Annotated in this window: 21 protein-coding genes; 10 read left to right on the top strand and 11 right to left on the bottom strand. The window is 62.8% G+C overall.

Features of this window, described 5'->3' with window-relative positions:
* Positions 1–178: 178 nt before the first annotated feature.
* A complete protein-coding gene (locus tag AC1D1B_RS10665) occupies positions 179–529 on the bottom strand; it encodes an ArsC family reductase (RefSeq protein WP_477331838.1) in 351 nt (116 codons plus the stop codon).
* Between the two features lie 149 nt (positions 530–678).
* Between AC1D1B_RS10665 and AC1D1B_RS10670 the strand changes: the two genes are divergently transcribed.
* From AC1D1B_RS10670 to AC1D1B_RS10680, 3 genes are read left to right on the top strand one after another with little or no spacing between them, the layout of a single operon-like run.
* Complete coding sequence (locus tag AC1D1B_RS10670; RefSeq protein WP_477331840.1) at positions 679–1,248, top strand: dihydrofolate reductase family protein; 570 nt, start codon at positions 679–681, stop codon at positions 1,246–1,248.
* Positions 1,248–1,598, top strand: a complete 351-nt coding sequence (locus AC1D1B_RS10675; protein ID WP_477331842.1) for an ArsR/SmtB family transcription factor — start codon at positions 1,248–1,250, stop codon at positions 1,596–1,598. The genes AC1D1B_RS10670 and AC1D1B_RS10675 overlap by 1 nt, the downstream gene beginning before the upstream one ends.
* Positions 1,595–2,074 carry an SRPBCC family protein gene (locus tag AC1D1B_RS10680; RefSeq protein ID WP_477331844.1) on the top strand — a complete coding sequence of 160 codons (480 nt, stop codon included), beginning with the start codon at positions 1,595–1,597 and terminating at the stop codon, positions 2,072–2,074. Before AC1D1B_RS10675 ends, AC1D1B_RS10680 begins: the two co-directional genes overlap by 4 nt.
* 82 nt (positions 2,075–2,156) lie before the next feature.
* On the opposite strand, the gene AC1D1B_RS10685 is transcribed toward AC1D1B_RS10680, so the two are convergent.
* The 9 genes from AC1D1B_RS10685 to AC1D1B_RS10725 all read right to left on the bottom strand — a co-directional run bounded on the left by AC1D1B_RS10685 (position 2,157) and on the right by AC1D1B_RS10725 (position 11,056).
* A complete protein-coding gene (locus tag AC1D1B_RS10685; protein WP_477331846.1) occupies positions 2,157–2,510 on the bottom strand; it encodes a SnoaL-like domain-containing protein in 354 nt (117 codons plus the stop codon).
* Between the two features lie 137 nt (positions 2,511–2,647).
* Positions 2,648–3,271 (bottom strand): 2'-5' RNA ligase family protein, encoded by a 624-nt coding sequence (locus AC1D1B_RS10690; protein ID WP_477331848.1) that lies wholly within the window; start codon positions 3,269–3,271, stop codon positions 2,648–2,650.
* Between the two features lie 151 nt (positions 3,272–3,422).
* Complete coding sequence (locus AC1D1B_RS10695) at positions 3,423–4,850, bottom strand: aldehyde dehydrogenase family protein (protein ID WP_477331849.1); 1,428 nt, start codon at positions 4,848–4,850, stop codon at positions 3,423–3,425.
* Between the two features lie 37 nt (positions 4,851–4,887).
* Positions 4,888–5,973 (bottom strand): ABC transporter ATP-binding protein, encoded by a 1,086-nt coding sequence (locus AC1D1B_RS10700; protein ID WP_477331851.1) that lies wholly within the window; start codon positions 5,971–5,973, stop codon positions 4,888–4,890.
* The gene (locus tag AC1D1B_RS10705) at positions 5,963–6,571 is read right to left on the bottom strand and encodes a cupin domain-containing protein (protein ID WP_477331853.1); all 609 of its coding nucleotides are present in this window, start codon (positions 6,569–6,571) and stop codon (positions 5,963–5,965) included. Before AC1D1B_RS10705 ends, AC1D1B_RS10700 begins: the two co-directional genes overlap by 11 nt.
* Before the next feature lie 276 nt (positions 6,572–6,847).
* Positions 6,848–7,936, bottom strand: coding sequence for an ABC transporter substrate-binding protein (locus AC1D1B_RS10710; RefSeq protein ID WP_477331855.1), 1,089 nt, complete (start codon positions 7,934–7,936; stop codon positions 6,848–6,850).
* A gap of 31 nt (positions 7,937–7,967) precedes the next feature.
* Complete coding sequence (locus AC1D1B_RS10715; protein WP_477331857.1) at positions 7,968–8,792, bottom strand: ABC transporter permease; 825 nt, start codon at positions 8,790–8,792, stop codon at positions 7,968–7,970.
* Positions 8,789–9,676 (bottom strand): ABC transporter permease, encoded by an 888-nt coding sequence (locus AC1D1B_RS10720; protein WP_477331858.1) that lies wholly within the window; start codon positions 9,674–9,676, stop codon positions 8,789–8,791. The genes AC1D1B_RS10715 and AC1D1B_RS10720 overlap by 4 nt, the downstream gene beginning before the upstream one ends.
* Before the next feature lie 96 nt (positions 9,677–9,772).
* A complete protein-coding gene (locus tag AC1D1B_RS10725; RefSeq protein WP_477332124.1) occupies positions 9,773–11,056 on the bottom strand; it encodes an NAD(P)/FAD-dependent oxidoreductase in 1,284 nt (427 codons plus the stop codon).
* A gap of 184 nt (positions 11,057–11,240) precedes the next feature.
* Here AC1D1B_RS10725 and AC1D1B_RS10730 point away from each other — a divergent pair, with 184 nt between their 5' ends.
* The 7 genes from AC1D1B_RS10730 (at position 11,241) to AC1D1B_RS10760 (ending at position 19,364) form a co-directional block, all read left to right on the top strand.
* The gene (locus tag AC1D1B_RS10730) at positions 11,241–12,398 is read left to right on the top strand and encodes a fumarylacetoacetate hydrolase family protein (protein ID WP_477331860.1); all 1,158 of its coding nucleotides are present in this window, start codon (positions 11,241–11,243) and stop codon (positions 12,396–12,398) included.
* Between the two features lie 138 nt (positions 12,399–12,536).
* The gene (locus AC1D1B_RS10735; RefSeq protein ID WP_477331862.1) at positions 12,537–14,081 is read left to right on the top strand and encodes a sugar ABC transporter ATP-binding protein; all 1,545 of its coding nucleotides are present in this window, start codon (positions 12,537–12,539) and stop codon (positions 14,079–14,081) included.
* The gene (locus AC1D1B_RS10740; protein ID WP_477331864.1) at positions 14,078–15,106 is read left to right on the top strand and encodes an ABC transporter permease; all 1,029 of its coding nucleotides are present in this window, start codon (positions 14,078–14,080) and stop codon (positions 15,104–15,106) included. The genes AC1D1B_RS10735 and AC1D1B_RS10740 overlap by 4 nt, the downstream gene beginning before the upstream one ends.
* Before the next feature lie 259 nt (positions 15,107–15,365).
* A complete protein-coding gene (locus tag AC1D1B_RS10745) occupies positions 15,366–16,298 on the top strand; it encodes a substrate-binding domain-containing protein (RefSeq protein WP_477331866.1) in 933 nt (310 codons plus the stop codon).
* A gap of 117 nt (positions 16,299–16,415) precedes the next feature.
* Positions 16,416–17,402: an ABC transporter permease gene (locus AC1D1B_RS10750; protein WP_477331868.1), complete on the top strand. Its 987-nt coding sequence runs from the start codon at positions 16,416–16,418 to the stop codon at positions 17,400–17,402.
* 3 nt (positions 17,403–17,405) lie between these two features.
* Positions 17,406–18,200 (top strand): ATP-binding cassette domain-containing protein, encoded by a 795-nt coding sequence (locus AC1D1B_RS10755; protein ID WP_477331870.1) that lies wholly within the window; start codon positions 17,406–17,408, stop codon positions 18,198–18,200.
* Between the two features lie 141 nt (positions 18,201–18,341).
* On the top strand, positions 18,342–19,364 hold the full coding sequence (locus AC1D1B_RS10760; RefSeq protein WP_477331872.1) for a LacI family DNA-binding transcriptional regulator: 1,023 nt from the start codon (positions 18,342–18,344) through the stop codon (positions 19,362–19,364).
* A 471-nt stretch (positions 19,365–19,835) separates the two neighbouring features.
* Here the strand turns inward: AC1D1B_RS10760 and AC1D1B_RS10765 are convergent, their stop codons facing one another.
* A complete protein-coding gene (locus tag AC1D1B_RS10765) occupies positions 19,836–20,417 on the bottom strand; it encodes a TetR/AcrR family transcriptional regulator (RefSeq protein WP_477266024.1) in 582 nt (193 codons plus the stop codon).
* Between the last annotated feature and the right edge of the window lie 222 nt (positions 20,418–20,639).

The raw sequence follows: 20,639 nt of genomic DNA on the forward strand, positions 1-20,639 counted from the left end.
CCCCCCTCTGTCCTGCCGGACATCTCCCCCACGAGGGGGGAGATCAGATGTCACGCGGACTTTCGCCAATCACCAGCGTTGCAGGATAGACGAGACGCCGAAGCCGCCAATCTCCCCCCTCGTGGGGGAGATGTCCGGCAGGACAGAGGGGGGCGCGAAGGATCGCTGCGGGGAAGGCCTACTTCCCCAATTCCGCCTCATAAACATCAGCCTTGAACCCGACCAGTATCTTATCCCCCACCTCCAGCACCGGCCGCTTGATCATGGTCGGGTTGGCCAGCATCAGCTTCTTGGCCTTTTTCTCATCGAGACCTTGCTTGTCCTTGTCGGCCAGTTCGCGAAACGTCGTGCTCGCCTTGTTGAGCAGCGGCTCCCAGCCGACCTTGCCGACCCAGCCATCCAGTCTGCCCGCCTCGACCCCTTCGGCCCGGTAATCATGGAACCGGTAGGGCACATCGTGGCCCTCCAGCCAGGTGCGCGCCTTCCTGATCGTGTCGCAGGTGGTGATGCCGTACATGGTGATGGTCAAAACGCGCTTCCCTTGAGCTGACAGTCGAATCCGCCAACAGCCTAAAACCGCCCTTCCCGCTTTGCCAGCGCCCCGGTCACCTCATTTTTAGGGCTTGCCAATACTAAGGAATTTTCCTAAGTGTTTGCGAAACCGGAAGAGGAAACGCCATGGCAAGGATCGTTGTATCGGAATTGATCTCCCTCGATGGCGTGACGGAAGCGCCTGGTGGCGAGCCGGGCTTCCGGCACACCAACTGGGTCGGCAGGCGCCATGAGGCCGGCATGATCGACTACAAGTTCCAGGAGGTGCTGGACCACGAGGCGCTGCTGATCGGCCGGGTGACCTATGAAAGCTTCGCCAGCGGCTGGCCGACATACAAGGGGCCATTCGCTGACCGGATGAACGGCATGGCGAAATATGTCGTCTCCTCGACGCTGAAAAATCCGGCATGGAACAACACCACCGTGCTGCAGGGCGAACCGATGGCCGCGATCCGCAAACTCAAATGGGAGATGAAGGGCGACATCGTGGTTGGCGGCAGCCGCAGGCTGGTCAACGCGCTCAAGCAGCATGATCTCGTCGACGAGTACCGGCTGATGGTGTTTCCCGTCATCCTCGGCAGCGGCGCGCAGCTTTTCGACAGGACGGAGGACGCGACCGACCTCAAGCTTGTCGACACGCGCGCCTTCGGCAATGGCGCCGTGGTGCTCACCTATCATGTGGAGCGGGCGTCGTGATGACCGGTCTGCAAACGGCAACGCCGACACCGGTCGATGGCATCTTTCGCGCGCTGGCCGATCCGACGCGGCGGCGCGTGGTCGAGCGGCTGAACCGCAGCCCGGCCTCGGTCAGCGAGTTGGCGCAGCCTTTCGAGATGGCGCTGCCTTCCTTCATCGAACACCTCAAGGTGCTGGAAGGCTGCGGTCTGGTGCGATCGGAAAAGATTGGCCGTATCAGGACCTATCAGCTGGCGCCCGAGCCGCTGCAGCTCGCCGAAAACTGGCTGGCCGAACAGCGCACGCTGTGGGAGCGCCGCCTCGATCAGTTCGACGCCTATGTGATGAGCCTCAAGGAGCAGGAAAAGTGAGCTATCCTTTCAAGCCGGATCCCAGACTGGACCTTGTGCTGGAGCGCGTCATCGATGCGCCGCGCGAATTGCTGTGGCGCGCCTGGACGACGCCGGAGCACGTCAAGCAATGGTTCACGCCGAAACCATGGCTGATCACCGATTGCGAGATCGATCTGCGGCCAGGCGGGCTGTTTCGCACCCGCATGCAGTCGCCCGATGGCAAGGAGGTGAACGACCGCCTTTGCTGCTACCTCGACATCGTGGAGAACGAGCGGCTGGTGTGGACGGACGCGCTGCTGCCGGGCTACCGGCCGTCAGGCGAGCCGTTCATCACCGCGGTCATTTCCCTGCATCCGGACGGCAAGGGCACACGCTACACCGCCACCGCGATCCATCGCGATGAGGCCACCCGCAACAATCATGAAGAGATGGGCTTCTTCGACGGCTGGGGCACGGTGGCCGACCAGTTGGCGCAGTATGTGAAGACGATTTGAGCTTTTCATATGGCGGCCAGGACGTTGTCCCGGCCGCCATATGGATCATTCAGGTGAGCCGAAAGCCGGCTGTATTCCGGCCTTAATAATAGAAGCGCTCTTCGGTGATCTTGCCGTTCTTGACCGTGTACACACCAACCTCGTCCATGGTGACACGCTCGCCGGTGGCCTTGGGCGTTATGTCAAACTTGAAGCGCACCGCGAACTGGTCGCCATTGACATAAGGGCCCTCGATCGAGCCGCCATGCACTTCATGGTTCTCTTGCCACCACTGGCCCTTCTGTTTGAGAGCCTCCTTGCCGTGGGCGATGGCCATCGGTCCCTCCATGGCTTCGAGGCTGACGACGTCATCGGCATTGTATTTTGCACCAGCACCCAGGTGATCGCCCTGCTGGAGCATTTCGGTGAAATCCTTGGCAATATCCGCGATGGTCATGTGTGTTCCTCCTGTTCAGACGCATTGCAAGTAGGGAAGCGCTTGCCGGCCCGCCACCGCTGCCCTCACATTAGCTGACAAGCTGTGTCAGGAGATGGATATAGCGCAGCTATGTGACGATGATTTGGGGCGGCGGCTCACATGCCGGCCAAGGCATCGTCCTGACCGGTCAATCGCCATGTCGCTGGACATTGGTATTTACCCTGGTGGCTGCGGATCAGCGCAAAACTCCGTACCGTCCACGACATCGGCTCGACGATTCGTTCCCGCACCTTCGGCACGCCCAGTCTGTCGCGAAGCAACGTGACATGCGGCTCCACCGAGTTCGTGACGAAAGGTTTTAGCGGGCTGTCGTCAATCACGGCAGAGAGCTTTCGCCAGAAGGCTTGCAATGCTGGTGAATGGTCGCTGCTGCGAAGCACCAACGCCCCGCCGCCGAAAGCCGAGAGGCGATCGAAGCAAACATCGAATGGCGCGGCCTGGATAAGCAACCCGACATGGCGAGCAATCTCCACCACACGCTTCTGCTTGCCATCACCAAGGCCGATCAGGCTTATGTGCATTTGATCGGTTGGCGTCAGCCGCCCCCGCAATCCCAGTTCCTGGTCATAATGCTCGGCCTTGCGCCTCAGCATTGCGTTGATCGGGTCTTCGACCAGACATCCGTAGAACAGATGCGGTTCGCGGACCGGGATTAGATTGTCCCATTGGAAAAACGTCTGACCGTTTTGCGCAGTCCCGAATGAAAATTGCCCACTCACAACCAATCTCGCCTGGCAATTGTATCCGATCGACGACTATAGAACAAAAAGAGAACAAATCAAGTGGAAACGAAACGGGCGCTGATGCTTTCCGCACCAGCGCCCGCGATTTCAACAAATTGAGGACGTCCTGCCGAGCAGGGTCCGCAGTCTACGCTCCGTAGCCGATGATGCCCTTGACCTCGAGAAAATCGTGGATCGCCCAGTCGGCATATTCGCGGCCGTTGCCGGACTGCTTGTAGCCACCGAAGGGGGCGAAGGTGTCCCACTCCGGATAGTTGATCGAGACCTGGCCGGCGCGCAGCTGTGCCGCCACCTTGCGGGCGTGGTCGATGTCGCCGGACTGCACGTAGGCGGCAAGGCCATAGACCGTGTCGTTGGCGATCTTCACCGCGTCGTCATCGTCGCTGTAGGAAATGACCGACAGCACCGGGCCGAAGATTTCTTCCTTCTCGATGGTCATGCCGGGCGTGACGTGACCGAAGACGGTCGGGCGGACATAGTAGCCACGGTTAAGGTGCTCCGGCCGGCCGGGGCCGCCGGTGACGAGCGTCGCGCCTTCCTTGATGCCGGCTTCGATCAGGCGCTGGATCTTGTCGTATTGAATGTTCGAGACGACCGGTCCGAGCTTGGTGTCTTCCGAGCGGGGATCGCCGACATTGTGGGCTTCGGCGGCCTTCTTGGCGATGGCCAGCGCCTCGTCGTGGCGGGCGGCCGGCACCAGCATGCGGGTCGGCGCGTCGCAGGACTGGCCGCTGTTGCCGAAACAGGCGTTGACGCCCTTGCGCACCGCTCTCTCGAAATCGGCATCCGGCAGCACGATGTTGGCCGACTTGCCGCCGAGCTCCTGCGCCACGCGCTTGACCGTCTCGGCCGCCGTTTTGGCGACGATGATGCCGGCGCGGGTCGAACCGGTGAACGACACCATGTCGACGTCGGGATGACTAGCCATGATCTGGCCGACATCGGGGCCGTTGCCGTTGATCATGTTGTAGACGCCCTTCGGCACGCCGGCGGCCTGCATCACTTCGGAGAAGACGATGCCGCTGATCGGCGCGATTTCGGAAGGCTTCAGCACCACTGTGCAGCCGGCGGCAATCGCCGGCGCTACCTTGCAGACGATCTGGTTGAGCGGCCAGTTCCATGGCGTGATCAGCGCGCAGACGCCGATCGCTTCTTTGACAACCATGGTGCCACCGCGCTTCTCTTGGAATTCATAGTCTTCCAGCGCCTTGATGGTGGCTTCCATATGCGCCCGGCCGGCCCAGGCCTGCGCCTCGCGCGCCCAGGTGATCGGCGCGCCCATTTCCTGGCTGACCGCCTGGGCGATGTCTTCGTAGCGCTCATTGTAAATTTCGAGGATGCGCTTCAGCAGCGTCAGGCGCTCGGCCTTGCTGGTCTGCGAGAAGGACGGGAAGGCTGCCTTGGCAGCGGCAACCGCTCTGTCGACATCGGCCTTCGAGCCGACGGAAATTTTGGTGTAGGCCTCTTCGGTCGAGGGGTCGATGACATCGAGCGTCGCCGGCACCACGGGCGCCACCCATTTGCCGTCGATGAAGAAATTGAGATGATTGCTCAAGGGGTATGCTCCGATTGTGGGGAAGGATTGGGTTAGATCAGCTTGGCAGCATAGGGCAGTTGGCGCCCCGGCGCAGGCTGATATGCGCCACATCGCCGACGCTGAATTGAAAGCCTTCGGCCTGACGCGGGGCGTCGATCACGATCGGTGCGCCTTTTTCGAGTTCGGCATGTAGGCGCAGCGTGCGGCCGTGGAAGACGATGCTGTTGACGCGCGCAGGCGCGGTGCCGTCGGCGGCCGCGGTGGTGGCCAGCAAGTCTTCGGGGCGGATGCCGATGGTGCGTTCGGCACCTTCGCCGGGCGTGTCGCCGGTTTCGGATGTTGCCTCCAGCGAGAGCGCGCCGGCGGCGAAGCGCAGGCGGTCGCCATCGCGGCCGATGAAGCGCGATTGCAGCAGGTTCATGGTGCCGATGAAGCTCGCCACGAATTTCGTCGCCGGCCGGTCATACAGCGTGGCCGGCGGCGCGATCTGTTCGATGCGGCCCTTGTTCATGACGACGATGCGGTCGGAGATCGACAGCGCTTCGGTCTGGTCGTGGGTGACCATGACGAAGGTGGTGCCGAGCCGCGACTGCAGCCGCTTCAGCTCGACCTGCATCTGTTCGCGCAGATGCGCGTCGAGCGCCGAGAGCGGTTCGTCGAGCAACAGCACGCGCGGCTCGCAGACGATGGCGCGCGCGAGCGCGACGCGCTGGCGCTGGCCGCCCGACAGTTCGGAGACGCGGGCGCCGAGCTTGTCGGCGAGGCCGACCATGTCGAGCGCTTCACGGACGCGCTTGGCTTGTTCGCTGCCTGAAAGCTTGCGCAGCGACAGGCCGAATCCGACATTTTCGGCGACGTTCATATGCGGGAACAGCGCATAGTCCTGGAACACCGTGTTGACCGGCCGGTCGAAGGGCCTGAGCGCGGTGATATCTAGGCCGTCGAGCAGTACCTTGCCGCTCGACGGCCTTTCGAAACCGGCAATGACGCGCAGGCTGGTGGTCTTACCACAGCCCGACGGCCCGAGCAGGGTGATGAACTCGCCGCTGATAATGTCGAGATCGACGGCGTCGAGCCCGACGATGCCGCCGGGAAAAACCTTCGAGACCGCCTGCAACCGGACGAGAGGATCAGGCGCCATCGCGAACCTCGGACGGTTTCGTGGTGTTGACCCAGAGGATCTGGCAAGGCTCGGCGCCCGGATTGCGGAAGGCATGCAGGAGCGTGCTCTTGAAGGCAAAACTGTCGCCCGTCTTCAGCACATAGGTTGTGGAGTCCACAACCAGCTCGACCTCGCCCGACAACACGTAGCCGAATTCGTGACCGATATGCGCATAGGCCTCGGCGGTGCCGCCGTCGGCCTCCACCGTTACCAGCAGGCCGGTCAACGTCGCGCCCGGCGGCGACAGCAGCGCCTTGGCGATGCCTTCCGACTTGACCGGGATCTGCCGCCTTTTGTCGGCCCGCACGCAATAGAGATCGTTGCCGGCATCGTTGCCGTCGGTGATCAGCGCCGAGGGCTCGATGTCGAGCGCGGCGGCGAGTGGCCAGATCACCTTGACGCGCAGCGAAGACAGGCCGCGCTCGATCTGGCTCAGCGCCCCGATCGAGACGCCGGCCTTGGCCGCAAGCTCAGCCAGCGACAGATTGCGCTCCAGCCGCAGCGCCCGCACGCGCCGGCCGACGCGAACATCCGCATCGTCCTTTGGCTTCTCGGTTGCGTCGTCAAGCATGTCCATGCGTGGGTCCTCGTTACTGTCTTGGGCGGCAAGAGGGGCCGGCTTCAAAAAACTAATCGAAATTACCGGCCGTCGGCGCCGCCCCTCATTGTCCTGCCGGACATTTCTCCCCGTATAGTGACGGGGAGAAAGGGGCAGCCTCAGCCTAGATGCCGCTTCCTGCTAAGCCGGTAATTGGCGAAACCGTCGATGACAGCGCCCCTCTCCCCGTCACTATACGGGGAGAGGATGCCGGCAGGCAGGTGAGGGGCAGCGCAAATGTCGGCGATTGATCCCTCAACCGCCAGCCTTCACCTTCTCGAACATCTTCGCCACGTCGTCATTCTGCTTCATCGGGCCGGTGAAGATGGTGCTCTTCAGCATCACTTCGGGATCCGCCGGCAATTGCAGCTTGTCCAGTTCGTCCTTCGCCACGCCGGCGAAGGCGGTGCTCAGCGAGCTGCCATAGCCGTAGGATTGGATCAGGTACTTACCCGAGTCGGCGTCCAGGCGGCTGTTGATGAAGTCATAGGCGAGGTCGACATTCTTGGCGTCCTTGAGCATGACGAAGCCACAGGCCCAGGTCAGCATGCCTTCCTTGGGCTTCATGAACTCGACCGGCACGCCCTGCTTTTTCAGCGAGGTGGCCGACGCGTTCCAGGTCATGGCGGCGACCAACTGGCCGCTGGCCAGCGCCTGTTCGACCGAGGTCATGTCGGTGGTGTAGTTGGAAAGCAGCGGACGCTGCTCGCGCAGTTTTTCCGCGACCTTGTCCATCTCAGCCGGCGTCATGTCGAACGGATTGACGCCGGCGAGCAGCGCGGCAACGATCGGCGTGTCATGCACGGCATCGATGGTCGCCATGCGACCGGCATATTGCTTGTCCCACAGCAGGTTCCAGCTCGCTTCCGGGTTCTTGACCAGATCGGTGCGGTAGAGGATCGAGGTGTTGCCCCAGTCCCACGGCACCATCCAGACCTTGCCGTCGCCGGCCTGGATGTCGGGCAGGTTCTTGAACACCGGGAAGATCGAGTCCCAGTTCTTGATGCGCTTGGTGTCGATCGGCTGCAGCAGGCCTTCCTTGTTCCAGCGCGCGACCTTGTCGTAGCAGGGATGCGCGATGTCGGGGCGGAAACCGGCCTTGACCTTGGTGAAGGCATCGTCGTCGTCGCCGAAGATCGAGGCTTCGACGCCATCAGGATGCGCCGCCAGGAAGCTCTTGTTGAAGTCGGGCAGTTCATAGCCCGACCAGGTGAAATATTGCAGCTTGTCGGCGGCGAAGGCGACGGTCGACGACAGGACGATTGCAAGGGCGGCAAGCCCGGTGCGAGCTGTCTTTCCGGTGAGCGATTTCAGGCCGGTGATCGATTTCAGATCGTATGCCATTTTCAGTTCTCCTCTCTTGTTTTGTTATGGTTCAGGCTGGATTGGCGGGCGCTCGCGGGCGGGTCGCACTGAGCCCGCGATGGCGCAACAGTTCGGCGGTGCCGGCAATGATGAAAGACACCGCCAGGATCGCTGTCCCCAGCGCCATGACGGTCGGCAGCGAGCGGGGAAACCGCAGTTGGCTCCAGATGTAGAGCGGCAGCGTCGGCTCGGTGCCGGCCAGGAAGAAGACGACGATGAATTCGTCGAAGGAAATGAGGAACGCCAGCATGAAGGCCGAGATGATGGCCGGCAGCGAGAGCGGCAGCATCACGCGCCGGAACGTGGTCCAGTCGGAGGCGCCGAGATCGAGCGCGGCCTCGCGGATGGTTTTCGGGATGGCGGCAAAGCGGCTGCGCATGATCACCACCGTCGTCGGCAGCGCCACCAATATGTGGCCGAGAACGATGGCGATGCGCGACGGGCCGAGGCCGATGAGATTGACGAGGATGAGCAGTGATATGCCGACGATAACGCCAGGGATCAGGATCGGTAGTCTCGAGATGGCGCTGATGGTGGCGGCCAGCGGCGAGCGGCCATAGAGGTCCATGTAGGACACGGTGATGCCGCAGAGCGTCGCCCCGGCAGCGGCCACGACGCCGATGACAAGGCTGTTCAAAAGCGCGCCGGACAGCGCCGGATTGCCATAGAGCGTGGCATACCATTCGAGCGTGAAGCCCTGCAGCGGAAACGCTGCCTGGATCGAATTGTTGAAGGAAAACAGCGGGATCAACAGGACCGGCAGATAGAGGAACACCAAGTAGGCGATGACGTAGACGCCAAGCCAGCGACCGCCTTCGGTGCGCGCCGCACTCATGTGCGGCTGCCGAATTTGCGGTCGGCGAAGCGCACGACCAGCACCACGCACAGAATGACCAGCATCACGGCGACGGAGAGTGCTGCCCCGAACGGCCAGTCGTTGGCCTTGCCGAATTGCGACTGGATCAGCGAGCCGATCATGGTGCTGGCCGGGCCACCGACCATGGCCGGCGTGACATAGTCGCCGACCGTCGGCACGAAGACGACGAGAGCCGCCGCCAGCACGCCCGGCATCGAATTGGGCAGCACGACGCGGCGGAACGTGGTGAAGGGCCTCGCGCCAAGGTCGGACGCGGCTTCGAGCAGCGATTTCGGGATGGTGTCGAGCGCCACATAGATCGGCAGGATGGCGAAGGGCGCATAGGCATGCGCCAGCGTGACGACGACGGCAGCCGGGGTGTTGAGGAAGGCCAGCGTCGGCTCCGACCAGATGCCGCTTTCGATCAGCGCCGAGTTCAAGACGCCATTGTAGGCCAGCACGATCTTCCAGGCGAAGACGCGCAGGAGATAGCTGGTCCAGAACGGCAGCGTCACCAGGAACAGCAATAGGCCGCGCCTACGGCCGGCATGAAAGGCGAGATAGTAGGCGACGGGATAGGCGGTGACGACGGTTGCGAGCGTCACCAGTCCGGCAATCACTAGCGAGCGCAGCGTCACCGTCCAGTACAGCGGATCGGCGACCACGGTGATGAAATTGTCTGCGGTGAAGCCGACGCCGAGCAGCGAACCGTCATTGCCGCGCAGGGCGAGGAACAGCACCAGGCCGAGGGCAAACAGGATCAGGAAGAAGGTGACCAGTCCTCCCGGCAGCAACATGGCGAAGCGGAAGCCCCGGGACGACCCGGACCCTGCTGGCGCTTCAGACGCAACGATGCTCGACATCGGACTGCTCAATGGAAATATGAAATCGACTTAGCTTTTTTCATATTCCTGAAACTGTCAAGCTGAATCCACGAAGCCTAAACGGCCGGCGCACAATCAGCGCTCGAAAGCGTCCAGCATCCGGTACCAGGCGATCGTCGCGGCGACGCCGACCTGGCGGAAGGCATGGAACGGGATCGGCCGGATCGGCGACAGCGGGAACGGCAATTGATTGACTTCGCCGCTTGCGAGATAGCCCGCCATGCGCTTTCCCAGCGCGGTCATCAGGCCGACGCCCCTGCCCTGGCAACCGACCACGGCGAGCAAGCCTTTTTCGGGCTCGTGGATGTGCGGCAGGTGGTCCGGCGTCATCGCCACGCGGCCGAACCAGCGCTTCTCGATCGGGCTATCGGCCAGAGCCGGATAGAGCCGCAGCAGCGCGCGTTGCAGATGCGCCCAGTCGGCCTCGCTCTTCGGCATTGCCATGCGACCGCGGCCGCCAAGCACGAGCCGGCCGTCGGCTGTTTTGCGGTAATAGACGAGGATGCGCCTGGAGTCGGACACAGCCTGCCCTTCCGGAAGGATCGTCGCCGCCAGGTTGGACGACAGCGGCGCGGTCGCGACCTGGAAGGAATGCAGCGGCACGATGGTCTCGGCGAGGCCCGGCAGCAGTCCATCGGTATAGGCGTTGGTTGCCAGGACAACCGCCTTGGCCCTTATCTCCACGTCACTTTTGGTGGAAACGCGCCAAAGACCGGCGTCTTTGCTGAGTTTCACCACCTTCTGCCGTTCGGCGATGCTGGCGCCGGCCGCAGCAGCAATGCGCGCTAGTTCCGCCGTGTAGGCGAGCGGATCGATGATACCGGCGCGGCGGTCGAGCCAGCCGCCGAGATAGCCTTGCGCGCCGGTCATAGCGGCGATCTCGCTTCCACTCAGAAGCCGGACATCGGCGCCACGTGCCCGCCATTGGCGATCCCGGTTCGCTGCCGCTTTCAAGGCGGTTTCGGTATGCGCGGCCTGGATCCAGCCATTGCGGGTGAACGGCACCGCCAGTTTTTCGTCGCGGATGAGATCGAACACCGTATCCGCCGTCGAGGCCGCGAAATCGACCAATGCCTGGCCGCGTTCAGGGCCAAAGTGCTCGAGCAGCCATTCGGGATCATATTTCAGGCCGGGAATGACCTGGCCGCCGTTGAGACCCGATGCGCCCTGCCCGATCTCGCCGGCTTCCAGAACCTGAACGTCAAGGCCAAGCCGGGCGGCATGCAAGGCGGTCGACAGGCCCATGAAGCCACCGCCGACGATGGCGACATCGACCGATTTGCCATCAGGGACGAGCGACTGGAATGCGGATGCTGTCTGCGGCTTTTGCCAGATCGGAACGGAAAACGGCGCGGGCAAGGCTTCACCTGGAGTATGGCGCAAAATGAAAATCCTAGTGGCAGTTTCATTTTTTTGAAAGAGAGGCCGTCATGTCAGCACCGACAATTGGCTACGCCACGGGATAGACCTTTGGCGTGAATCCGGTGAAAGTGCCGCGCCCTTCAAGCCAGCTCCATTTCGATCATTCAAAGGACCGTAAGCCATGACGAACCCAACGCAGCTTCCCGCCGACGGGCTCTTCATCGGCCGCGCCAAGGCGAGCGATGCCCCGCATCCGCTGGTGGTCACGGTGCGCGACGACACCGTCTTCGACATCACATCGAGCGCAGCGCCAACCGTGCGCGACATTTGCGAGATGGCCGACCCGGCCGCCTATGTCCGTTCAGCCAAAGGCAAGTCGATCGGCTCGCTCGACGCGATCGCCGCCAACAGTTTTCAGGCCACCCGCGACCCGGGCAAGCCCTATCTGGTCTCGCCCGTCGACCTGCAGGCGGTGAAGGCGTCGGGGGTGACCTTCGTCGTCAGCCTGCTGGAGCGCGTCATCGAGGAGCAGGCGCGCGGCTCGGCGGAAAAGGCCGACGCCATCCGCGCCGACATTGCCGGGCTGATCGGCCACGATCTGTCGAAGCTGAAGCCCGGTTCGCCCGAAGCGATGGAGATCAAGGCCAAGCTGATCGAGCGTGGCGCCTGGTCGCAATATCTGGAGGTCGGCATCGGGCCTGATGCCGAGATCTTCACCAAATGCCAGCCGATGGCCTCGGTCGGCTTCGGCGCCGATGTCGGACTGCATCCGGTGTCGACGTGGAACAACCCGGAGCCGGAGATCGCCATGATTGCCGCAAGCACCGGCAGGATCGTCGGCGCGACCATCGGCAACGATGTCAATCTGCGCGACGTCGAAGGACGCTCGGCGCTGCTGCTCGGCAAGGCCAAGGACAACAACGCCTCGGCTTCGCTCGGCCCGTTCATCCGCCTGTTCGACCCAACATTTTCGATCGACGACGTGAAGCAGGCGACGGTGCGGCTGAAAGTCGAGGGCGAGGACGGGTTTTCACTGGAGGGCGCAAGCTCGATGGCCGAGATCAGCCGCTCGCCGGAAGAACTCGTTGCCGCCGCCATGGGGCCGCACCACCAGTATCCGGACGGGCTGGCGCTCTATCTCGGCACCATGTTCGTGCCCTCGAAGGATCGCGGTGAAAAGGGTAAGGGGTTTACCCACAAGGTCGGCGACATCGTCACCATCTCGTCGGAAAAATTCGGCGCGCTGGTCAATCGTGTCCGACTGTCGCCCGATTGCCCGCACTGGACCTATGGCGCCAGCCATCTGATGCGCGACCTCGCCAAGGCCGATCTGATCTAATTTCGCGACCGCCTGGACGAACGGGCAGCCGGCGAACGTTCTCGCCCGGGATCCGTAGGCCGTTTGTTAGCGGAATCCGGGTGACTGTTTCGGAAATTCGCTCCAAGATCGGGGCGCGGTCTGTGGGGGCCGAATCGCATGCTCGGTTCGCCGATAATGTCGGTGCGCAATCTCGCCATGCGTTATGGCGGTGTTGTCGCACTCAGGGATATGAACCTGTCCGTCGGACAGGCGACGATCCATGCCGTGATCGGTGAAAGCGGCGCCGGCAAGTCGACGCTGGTGAAGGTGCTTGCCGGCGTGGTCCGACCCGACAGCGGCACCATCCGGATCGGCGACCAGACCGTTGCCATCGATAGCTCTGCCGTTGCTCGCAAGCATGGCCTCGGCGTCGTCTACCAGGATCTGAGCCTGTTTCCCGACCGTTCGGTGCTGGCCAATCTGTTCGTCGGCCGCGAACCGCTGCGCAACGGTCTGATCTCCACGCGCGAGATGGAGGCGCGCAGCCGCACCTTGCTGCGGCAACTCGAACTCAACGTCGATGTCCGCGCCCCGGTACGTCACCTCGACATGGGTGAGCGGCAGCTTGTCGAACTTGCCCGCGAGCTTCTGCAAACGCCGCGGCTGCTGATCCTCGACGAACCCAATTCGGCACTCGACCGGCGCGAGACCGAGCATCTGTTCACGGTGCTGCGCGGGCTAAAGGCCAAGGGCATGAGCGTGCTCTATGTCTCGCACCGGCTGGAGGACGTGTTTGCCATCGCCGACCACATCACCGTGATGCGCAACGGCCGCGATGTGCTGACCAATGACCGCTTGGCGTTGAGCGAAGCCGATGTCATCGACGCCATGATCGGCCAGCAGCGCGACAGGCTGTTCCCGCCTGCGCTGCCGGCCAATGCCAGCACGATAAGGCCGCAGATTACCGTGGAGGGTCTGAGCGGCGGCCGGATTTCCAGCGTCAGCTTCACCGCGCGCTCCGGCGAGGTCCTCGGCTTTGCCGGGCTTGAGGGATCGGGCGTTGAAGACCTGTTCGAGATGCTGTTTGGCCTGCGCAAGGCGCAAGGCGGCACGGTGCGGCTTCCCGACGGCCACGGCTTGCCAAGAAACCCGACCGAAGCGGCACGGCGCGGCATCGGTCTGGTGCCGGCCAACCGCCTGTGCAGCGGTCTGATGCCCGACCGGTCGCTGGCCTTCAACATCGCAAACATCGTCGCGGGCGCCCGCAACTGGGGTTCGCGCCGCTATTCGCCCAAGGCCGCGATCGCCGGCGCGGCAAGGCAGATCGACGCGCTGCGCATCAAGGGCCTGCCGGATGCGCCGGTGAATTCGCTGTTGGCCGGCGATCAGCAGAAAATCGTCATCGCGAAATGGCTGGAGACGGCGCCGCAAGTGCTGCTCCTGGACAATCCGGCTGGCGGTATCGAGGCGGCTGCCAAGCGCAAAATCTATGCACTGATCCGGCAGATGGCGGCGAATGGCTGCATCGTTTTGTTGCGTTCGGTCGAGCCGTCCGAACTGACCAACCTCAGCAACCGCGTCCTGGTCTTCCATCGCGACCGGGTCGCCGGCGAGGTGTTCGGCGCCGAGATGAAGAGAAGGACGGTTCTGCATCTGACCACCACCGGCGAGATGCCGGAGGCGGAACAGCCGAAGAAGAAACCCGTGGGAACCATGGCATGACAAGACTGGATCCCACGCCGCCGCTTGCCGGATCGGTGGCCCGCCCGAAGCGCAGCTTTCGCCTGCCGGCGGAACTCGGCCCGCTCGCCGGGCTCGTCGTCCTGGTGGCGATGATCGGCTTTGCCCGGCCGGGTTTCCTCGATCAGGCCAATCTGCTGTCCCTGCTGGAAACCGCGGCCTATCCCGGCATGCTGGCAATCGGCATGGTGTTTGTGCTTGCCATGCGCGAGATCGACCTGTCCGTCGGCTGGATGTTCCATCTCGCGGCACTGCTCACAGCATTCCTTCTGGCCGCCGGCATCAACCCGTGGCTCGCCGCATTTGCCGGCGTGCTGCTCGGCGCCGGGCTCGGCCTCGTCAACGGCCTGCTGGTGGTGGCGCTGCGCCTGCCGGTCATTGTCGTGACGCTAGGCACCTTTGCGATGTTCCGGGGCCTGGCGGCGGTGGCCGTCAAGATGCAACCCACCGCTCCGGCCGATCAAAGCGGCGGGCTTTCGCAGATCGTCCACGGCAAAATGTTCGGCGTCGTGCCGACGGCCGTCCTTGTCTTCGTCGCAACGGCGGTGGTGTTGCAGTTCGTGCTCCACCGCAGCCGCTTCGGCTACCGGGTCCAGGCCGTCGGCAGCAACCCGCAGGCAGCGCTCTATGCCGGCATCCCGACAGGCGCGGTGCGGCTGCAGACGCTGGTGCTGATGGGCACCGTCTCGGGGCTGGCGGGCGCGCTGTGGCTTGGCTCTCCCGTCACCGACGCGGAACAAGGCGGCGACTTTGTGCTGATGGCGATTGCCGCGGCAATCATTGGCGGCTCCTCGCTTTCGGGCGGCCGCGGCGCCGCCATAGGCGCGGTGATCGGCATGCTGATCGTCCAGGTGATCTTGAGCGGCGTGACCCTGTTCAGCATCGACGCCACATGGAACCCCTTCGTGATCGGCGTGGTGATGCTGCTTGCCCTGGCGCTCGACCGGCTGGTCAAGGCGCTGCGCAACCGCCGGGCCGAGCGCATTCCGGAAAATATGCACGCCTGAGCTCCGGCACCGGCCCTGAAATATCCAAGCTGAAGCAGTTCGCCGTTTCACGGAATTGCTCGAACTGATGCGATCTGATGGGATCGCTGATGGCGTGTTGCGTCGCGCCACCGTCCATTGGGCGGATGGAGGCTTGCCATCAGCCGCAAAAGAAGATGCTCTGTGCATTCGGATCGGCGCTGGCAGGAGGAAGTGATCGGGGCATACCCCGGATCATCGCCGGACGTGGAGGTCGTTTTTCAACATGGGAGGAAAGCAAATGCTGACGAGGCTACGATTACTCGTGCTTGGCTTGATTGTGGCGCTGGCCATTCCGGCAGCGGCGCAAGCCAAGACGTTCTACTGGATTTCGCATGGCGGCCCGGCCGACCCGGTCTGGACCTACTTCCTGGCCGGCGCCAAGCAATGGGCGAAGGACACCGGCAACACCGTCAACACCTCGTTCCACAATGGCGACGTTGCCTCGCAGCAGGAGGCCGTGCGCGCCGCGATCTCGGCCAAGGCGGACGGCATCGTCACCACCAGCCCCGATCCGGGCAGCCTGATCGAGATCGCCAAGGAAGCCAACACTGCGAAGATTCCGATCATCAACTTCAACACGCCCGATCCCAAGGCGAGCTTCAACGCCTATGTCGGCGGCGACAACGTCACCTTCGGCAAGCACTGGGCGCAATATCTGGTCGACAAGGGCCTGGTGAAGAAGGGCGACTTCGTCTGGATGCCGGTCGAGATACCCGGCGCCACCTATGGCGTGCAGGAAGAGGAAGGCATCAAGAGCGTCTTCGAACCGCTCGGCATCACTTATGAAATCACTGAAGCCACGCTCGACCAAGCCGAAGTGATCAGCCGCATGGTCGATTACCTTACGGCCAACAAGGCCAAGGTCAAGGCGATCATCGGCCTCGGCGATCTGGTGACCGGCTCGATCAAGCGGGTCTTCGACCAGGTAGGCATCAAGCCGGGCGAAATCCCGGTCGTCGGCTGGGGCAACTCGCTCGACACCACCCAGGAAGTGCTGAACGGCTACGTCAATGCCGGGCAGTGGCAGGACCCACAGGCAACCAGCTATGTGGCGCTTTCGCTGGCCAACATGGCCGCCGGCGGCATACCGCCCGGCTTCAACGTCATCACCGGCGCGCTCTACGAAAAGGACACCGCGCAGGTCTACGACGACATCCTGTCCGGCAAGTAAAACCCGAGACGCAACAGTCGCGACCGTATCCGCGGTCGCGGCTGTCTTGTCCATTCCGCCGAGCCTGCGCAAACATGTGCAGGTCTCAGCCAATTCCCATCATGTCGCGGGTCGCTCGTGGAAAATCGTTCGCTCATCCAACGTCTGATCGCGAGGCCGGAATTCGGGCCTTTCGTGCTGCTGCTCATCGAGCTCGCCGTGTTCTGGGGGTTCAACCATGACTTCCTGTCGCCACAGAACATCTCCAACATACTGGCCTTCACCGTTGAGCTCGGCCTTATTGCGCTGGCGATGACGCTGCTGATGACATCGGGCGAATTCGACCTCTCGGTCGGCTCGCTGTTCGGTTTCTCGCCGGTGCTGATGTGGACGCTGTTCAACAGCGGCGTCACCTCGCTCGAAGTCGGCTTCGTCGTTGCCTTGCTGGTCGCGGCCTTCATCGGGCTGGTCAATGGCTGGTTCGTGACGCAGCTCAAGATCCCGTCCTTCCTGGTGACGCTCGGCATGCTTCTGGTGGTGCGCGGCACCGCCTTGTTCGTCACCGACGGCTTTCCGCAGCGTACCTGGAGCGCCGAAGGCAGCTGGCTGGCCGAAGCGCTGGTCGGCGATTTCTTCATCGGACCGTTCCGCATCTACATGTCGCTGTTCTGGTTCATCGCCGCCGCCGTCGCGCTCGGCTACGTGCTGACACAAAGCCGGACCGGCAACTGGATCCAGGCGGCCGGCGGTAACCCAAGTGCTGCGCGGGCGCGCGGCGTCAATGTCAGCGGCGTCAAGATCGGCCTGTTCGTGCTGTCGTCGCTGATGGCCTCGTTCGCCGGCGTCATCTCTTCGCTGCGCACCTCGGCGGCCAACCCCAACAGCGGCACCGGCTATGAGCTCGAAGTCATCGCCATGGTGGTGATCGGTGGCACGGCGCTGACCGGCGGCCGCGGCACCATCGTCGGCACCGTGCTCGGCATCCTGATCCTGCGCGTCATGCGCAACGGTATCGTGTTGATCGGCGTGCCCGGCCTTGCCTACAATATCTTCATCGGCGCCATCATTCTCGGCATGATGGCGCTCCACTCATGGCTGGAACGCCGGCATCAGGCAGGGACGTGAACCATGGCTGAACCGCTCATCCGCATGATCAATATCAAAAAGTCCTACGGGCGCGTACAGGCGCTCGAGGATGCCAATTTCCATGTCAATGAAAGGGAGATCGTCGGCCTGCTCGGCGACAATGGCGCCGGCAAGTCGACGCTGATCAAGGTGCTGTCGGGCGCGGTGCCGCTGACCAGCGGCGACATCTTCATTCGCGGCAAGAAGGTCCATCTGCGCAGAACCAGCGACGCCATCGCGCATGGCATCGAGACGATCTACCAGGACTCCGCCCTGGTGACGCAACTGTCGATCGCGCGAAACCTGTTCCTCGGGCGCGAGCCGATCAAGCCGCCGCGCTTTCTGAACCGCATGGACCAGGAGGCGATGAATGTTGTCGCCCGCGACCTGTTGAAACAGGTCGGCATCTCCAAGAACATTCCACCGACGACGCCGATCGGCTCGCTCTCGGGCGGCGAGCGGCAAGCCGTCGCCATAGCGCGTGCCATGCATTTCGACAGCGACCTCATCATTCTCGACGAGCCGACCAACAATCTCGGCGTCGCCGAAACGCAAGGGGTACTGAGCTTCGTGCGCAACGCTCGCGATTCCGGCCATTCCTGCATCTTCATCGCCCACAACATCCACCACGTCTTTCAGGTGGTCGACCGCATCGTCGTCATGCGCCGGGGCAAGGTGGTGGCCGACGACATCGATCCGAAGAAAACCAGCGTCGCCGAAGTCGAGCGTATCATCACCGGCATGTCGGACAAGGAAATCCGCGACGCCATCGCCGAAGGCAGGCCATCGCACGGCTGAGTGGCCGTCGGCGCTGCCGACTGGCATGGAAACGCATCCGCTCTAACTCTTTGTGGAGCATGATCTTTGGGACAAAACGGTTCCCGTTTGTCCGACAAAACCGGTTCCCACTTTTCGGGATCATGCTCTATGACTACAGTCATGAAAGCCACCGTTTCGGACATAGCCAGAAGCTGCGGGCTGTCGACGGCGACCGTCGACCGTGTGCTCAACAATCGGCCAGGCGCCAGTGCCGCCAACCGGCAGCGCGTGATGGAAGCGGCCAAGCAGCTCGGCTATTTGCCGGTGGTCGATCAGGTGACGCTGCCGTCCCGGCCGGCGCATCTGGAATTCTTCCTGCCGATCGGCGCCAACGCTTTCATGGTCGATCTGGCCGGGCATATCGAGGACTATGCGGCGCGGCTGCCGCTGGTCGCCTCGTGCCGCATCCACAACCTTGCCGGCATCTCGCCCGCCGCACTCCAGGCGGCGGTCGAAAATCTATCGTTGAGGGCAAACGGCGTCGGCGTCATCGCCGTCGATCACCCGCGGACGCGCAACATATTGCGCGACGTGGTCGAAGCCGGCATCCGCCTGGTCACGCTGGTCTCCGACGTTCCGGCAGCGCCGCGCTCGGCCTATGTCGGCATCGACAACCGCGTTGCCGGGCGCACGGCGGCGCTGTTGATGGGGCGCTTTCTCAATGGCCGGCAGGGTCATCTGGCGATGGTCGTCGGCTCACGCTCCTATCGCGGGCACGAGGAACGCGAGATGGGTTTTCGCTCGGTGCTGTCAGAGGAGTTCCCCAATCTCAGCGTCTCGAGCGCGGTCGAAATCAATGACGAACCGGAGGGAAGCTATGCCGCGACGATGCAGGCGCTGCACAACGAGCCGGAACTGCTCGGCATCTACTGCGTCGGCGCCGGACGCTCAGGCGTGGCCAGAGCGCTGCTCGAAACCAGGCCGAAGAAGAAGCCGGTCTTCATCTGCCACGACCTGACGAAGGAAACGCGTGGCTATCTCGTCGACGATGTCGCCGATGTCGTCATCGACCAGAATGCGCGGCTGATCGCCGAGCAATCGGTGATCCGCCTGCTCGGCTCGATCGCGTCGGCCGCGCCTTATCTGACGAAGAAATTCATCGAGCCGCGGCTGATCTTCAAGGAAAACGTGCCGGTGCAGTGAATTTGCGCCGTGGCGGCTTTTCCTATTTGTACGACAAGTCGGGGTAGCTGTCGCAAATCTGCACAGCAGCTATGCATCTTTTATGGTTGCCGAATCATTAAGCAACTCGTAGGTATTGGTCGTCGGCCATCTACTCCTCCCAGATGCGATGCCGGCGCTGAACGCGGTGCACCTCCTCCCGCATCTCGTTCGAAATCGAGCCCGCTGCCACCTCCTCCCGGCAGCGGGCTTTTTTCGTTTTTGCAGAGATTCGACGAGAACGAAGACTTCGCAAGCCGGGGCGATGGCAAGGCCCCCTCACCCGGATTGCCAACCGAATTGCGAAGGACAATTCGGGGCAATCCGACCTCTCCCCAAGGGGAGAGGAGTTCGCGCCTGCGCTGGCTCCTGCCTCTTCTCCCCTCGGGGAGAAGGTGGCGGCGAAGCGGCCGGATGAGGGGGGCTTTAGTACAAACTCAGTGCGCTGGAGTTTCAGCGCGCCCGGAAAGAGCTGATCAGGCCTTCGGCCATGCGCACGAACTGTGTGCTGGGGCCTTGGCAGCCCATGGTCTGCACGCTGACACGCGCGCCTTCGAACAGCAGCGACAGCGTATCGGCGAGAAGCTCGGCCTGACCGATGCCGGCATCGCGGCAAAGCGCAACAAGGCGATCGCGCTGGGCTCCCTTGAGTTCCTTGATCACGCTTCTGGCCGGATGGTTCGGTTCGGTCAGTTCGACGGCTGCGTTGGCCATGTCGCAGCCGCGGCCGTCGGCGGCGAGCATCTCGGCTACCTTGCGAACCCAGGCATGCAGTTGCGCCAGCTTGTCGCCAGGGTGCTCAGCCTCGAATTCGTCCCATATCGCGGCGCCCTTGGCTGCCGATGCGCGCAAGCATTGGACGATCAGCTCGTCCTTGGACTCGAAATGACGGTAGAGCGTCATCTTGTTGGTGCCGGCGGCTTCCGTGATGGCGTCGACGCCGACGCCCTTGATGCCATGCTTGTGAAACATGTCCTGCGCCGTCTCCAGGATTCGATCCCGGGGGCGCACACGATCCGTAATGCCGTCTGCCATCGCAGTCTCCTTGTCTCCCTAAAATTTCGGTTCACCTCTTGACTAGGGTGTTACCGGTCTGTAACTATCCTGATGTTACTTACTGGTAACACCTATGTAGCCTTCCGTCAATAACAAGGCCGTGAACTGGTCCTGCCAGATCATAAAGGGTGAAAATTGCAGTTCATGCGGCTTCGGCCGGTGAAGAGATGAAAAAACGGTTCGTGATCATCCGATGCGAAT

The sequence above is a fragment of the Mesorhizobium sp. P2_C5_2 genome, from assembly GCF_056404535.1.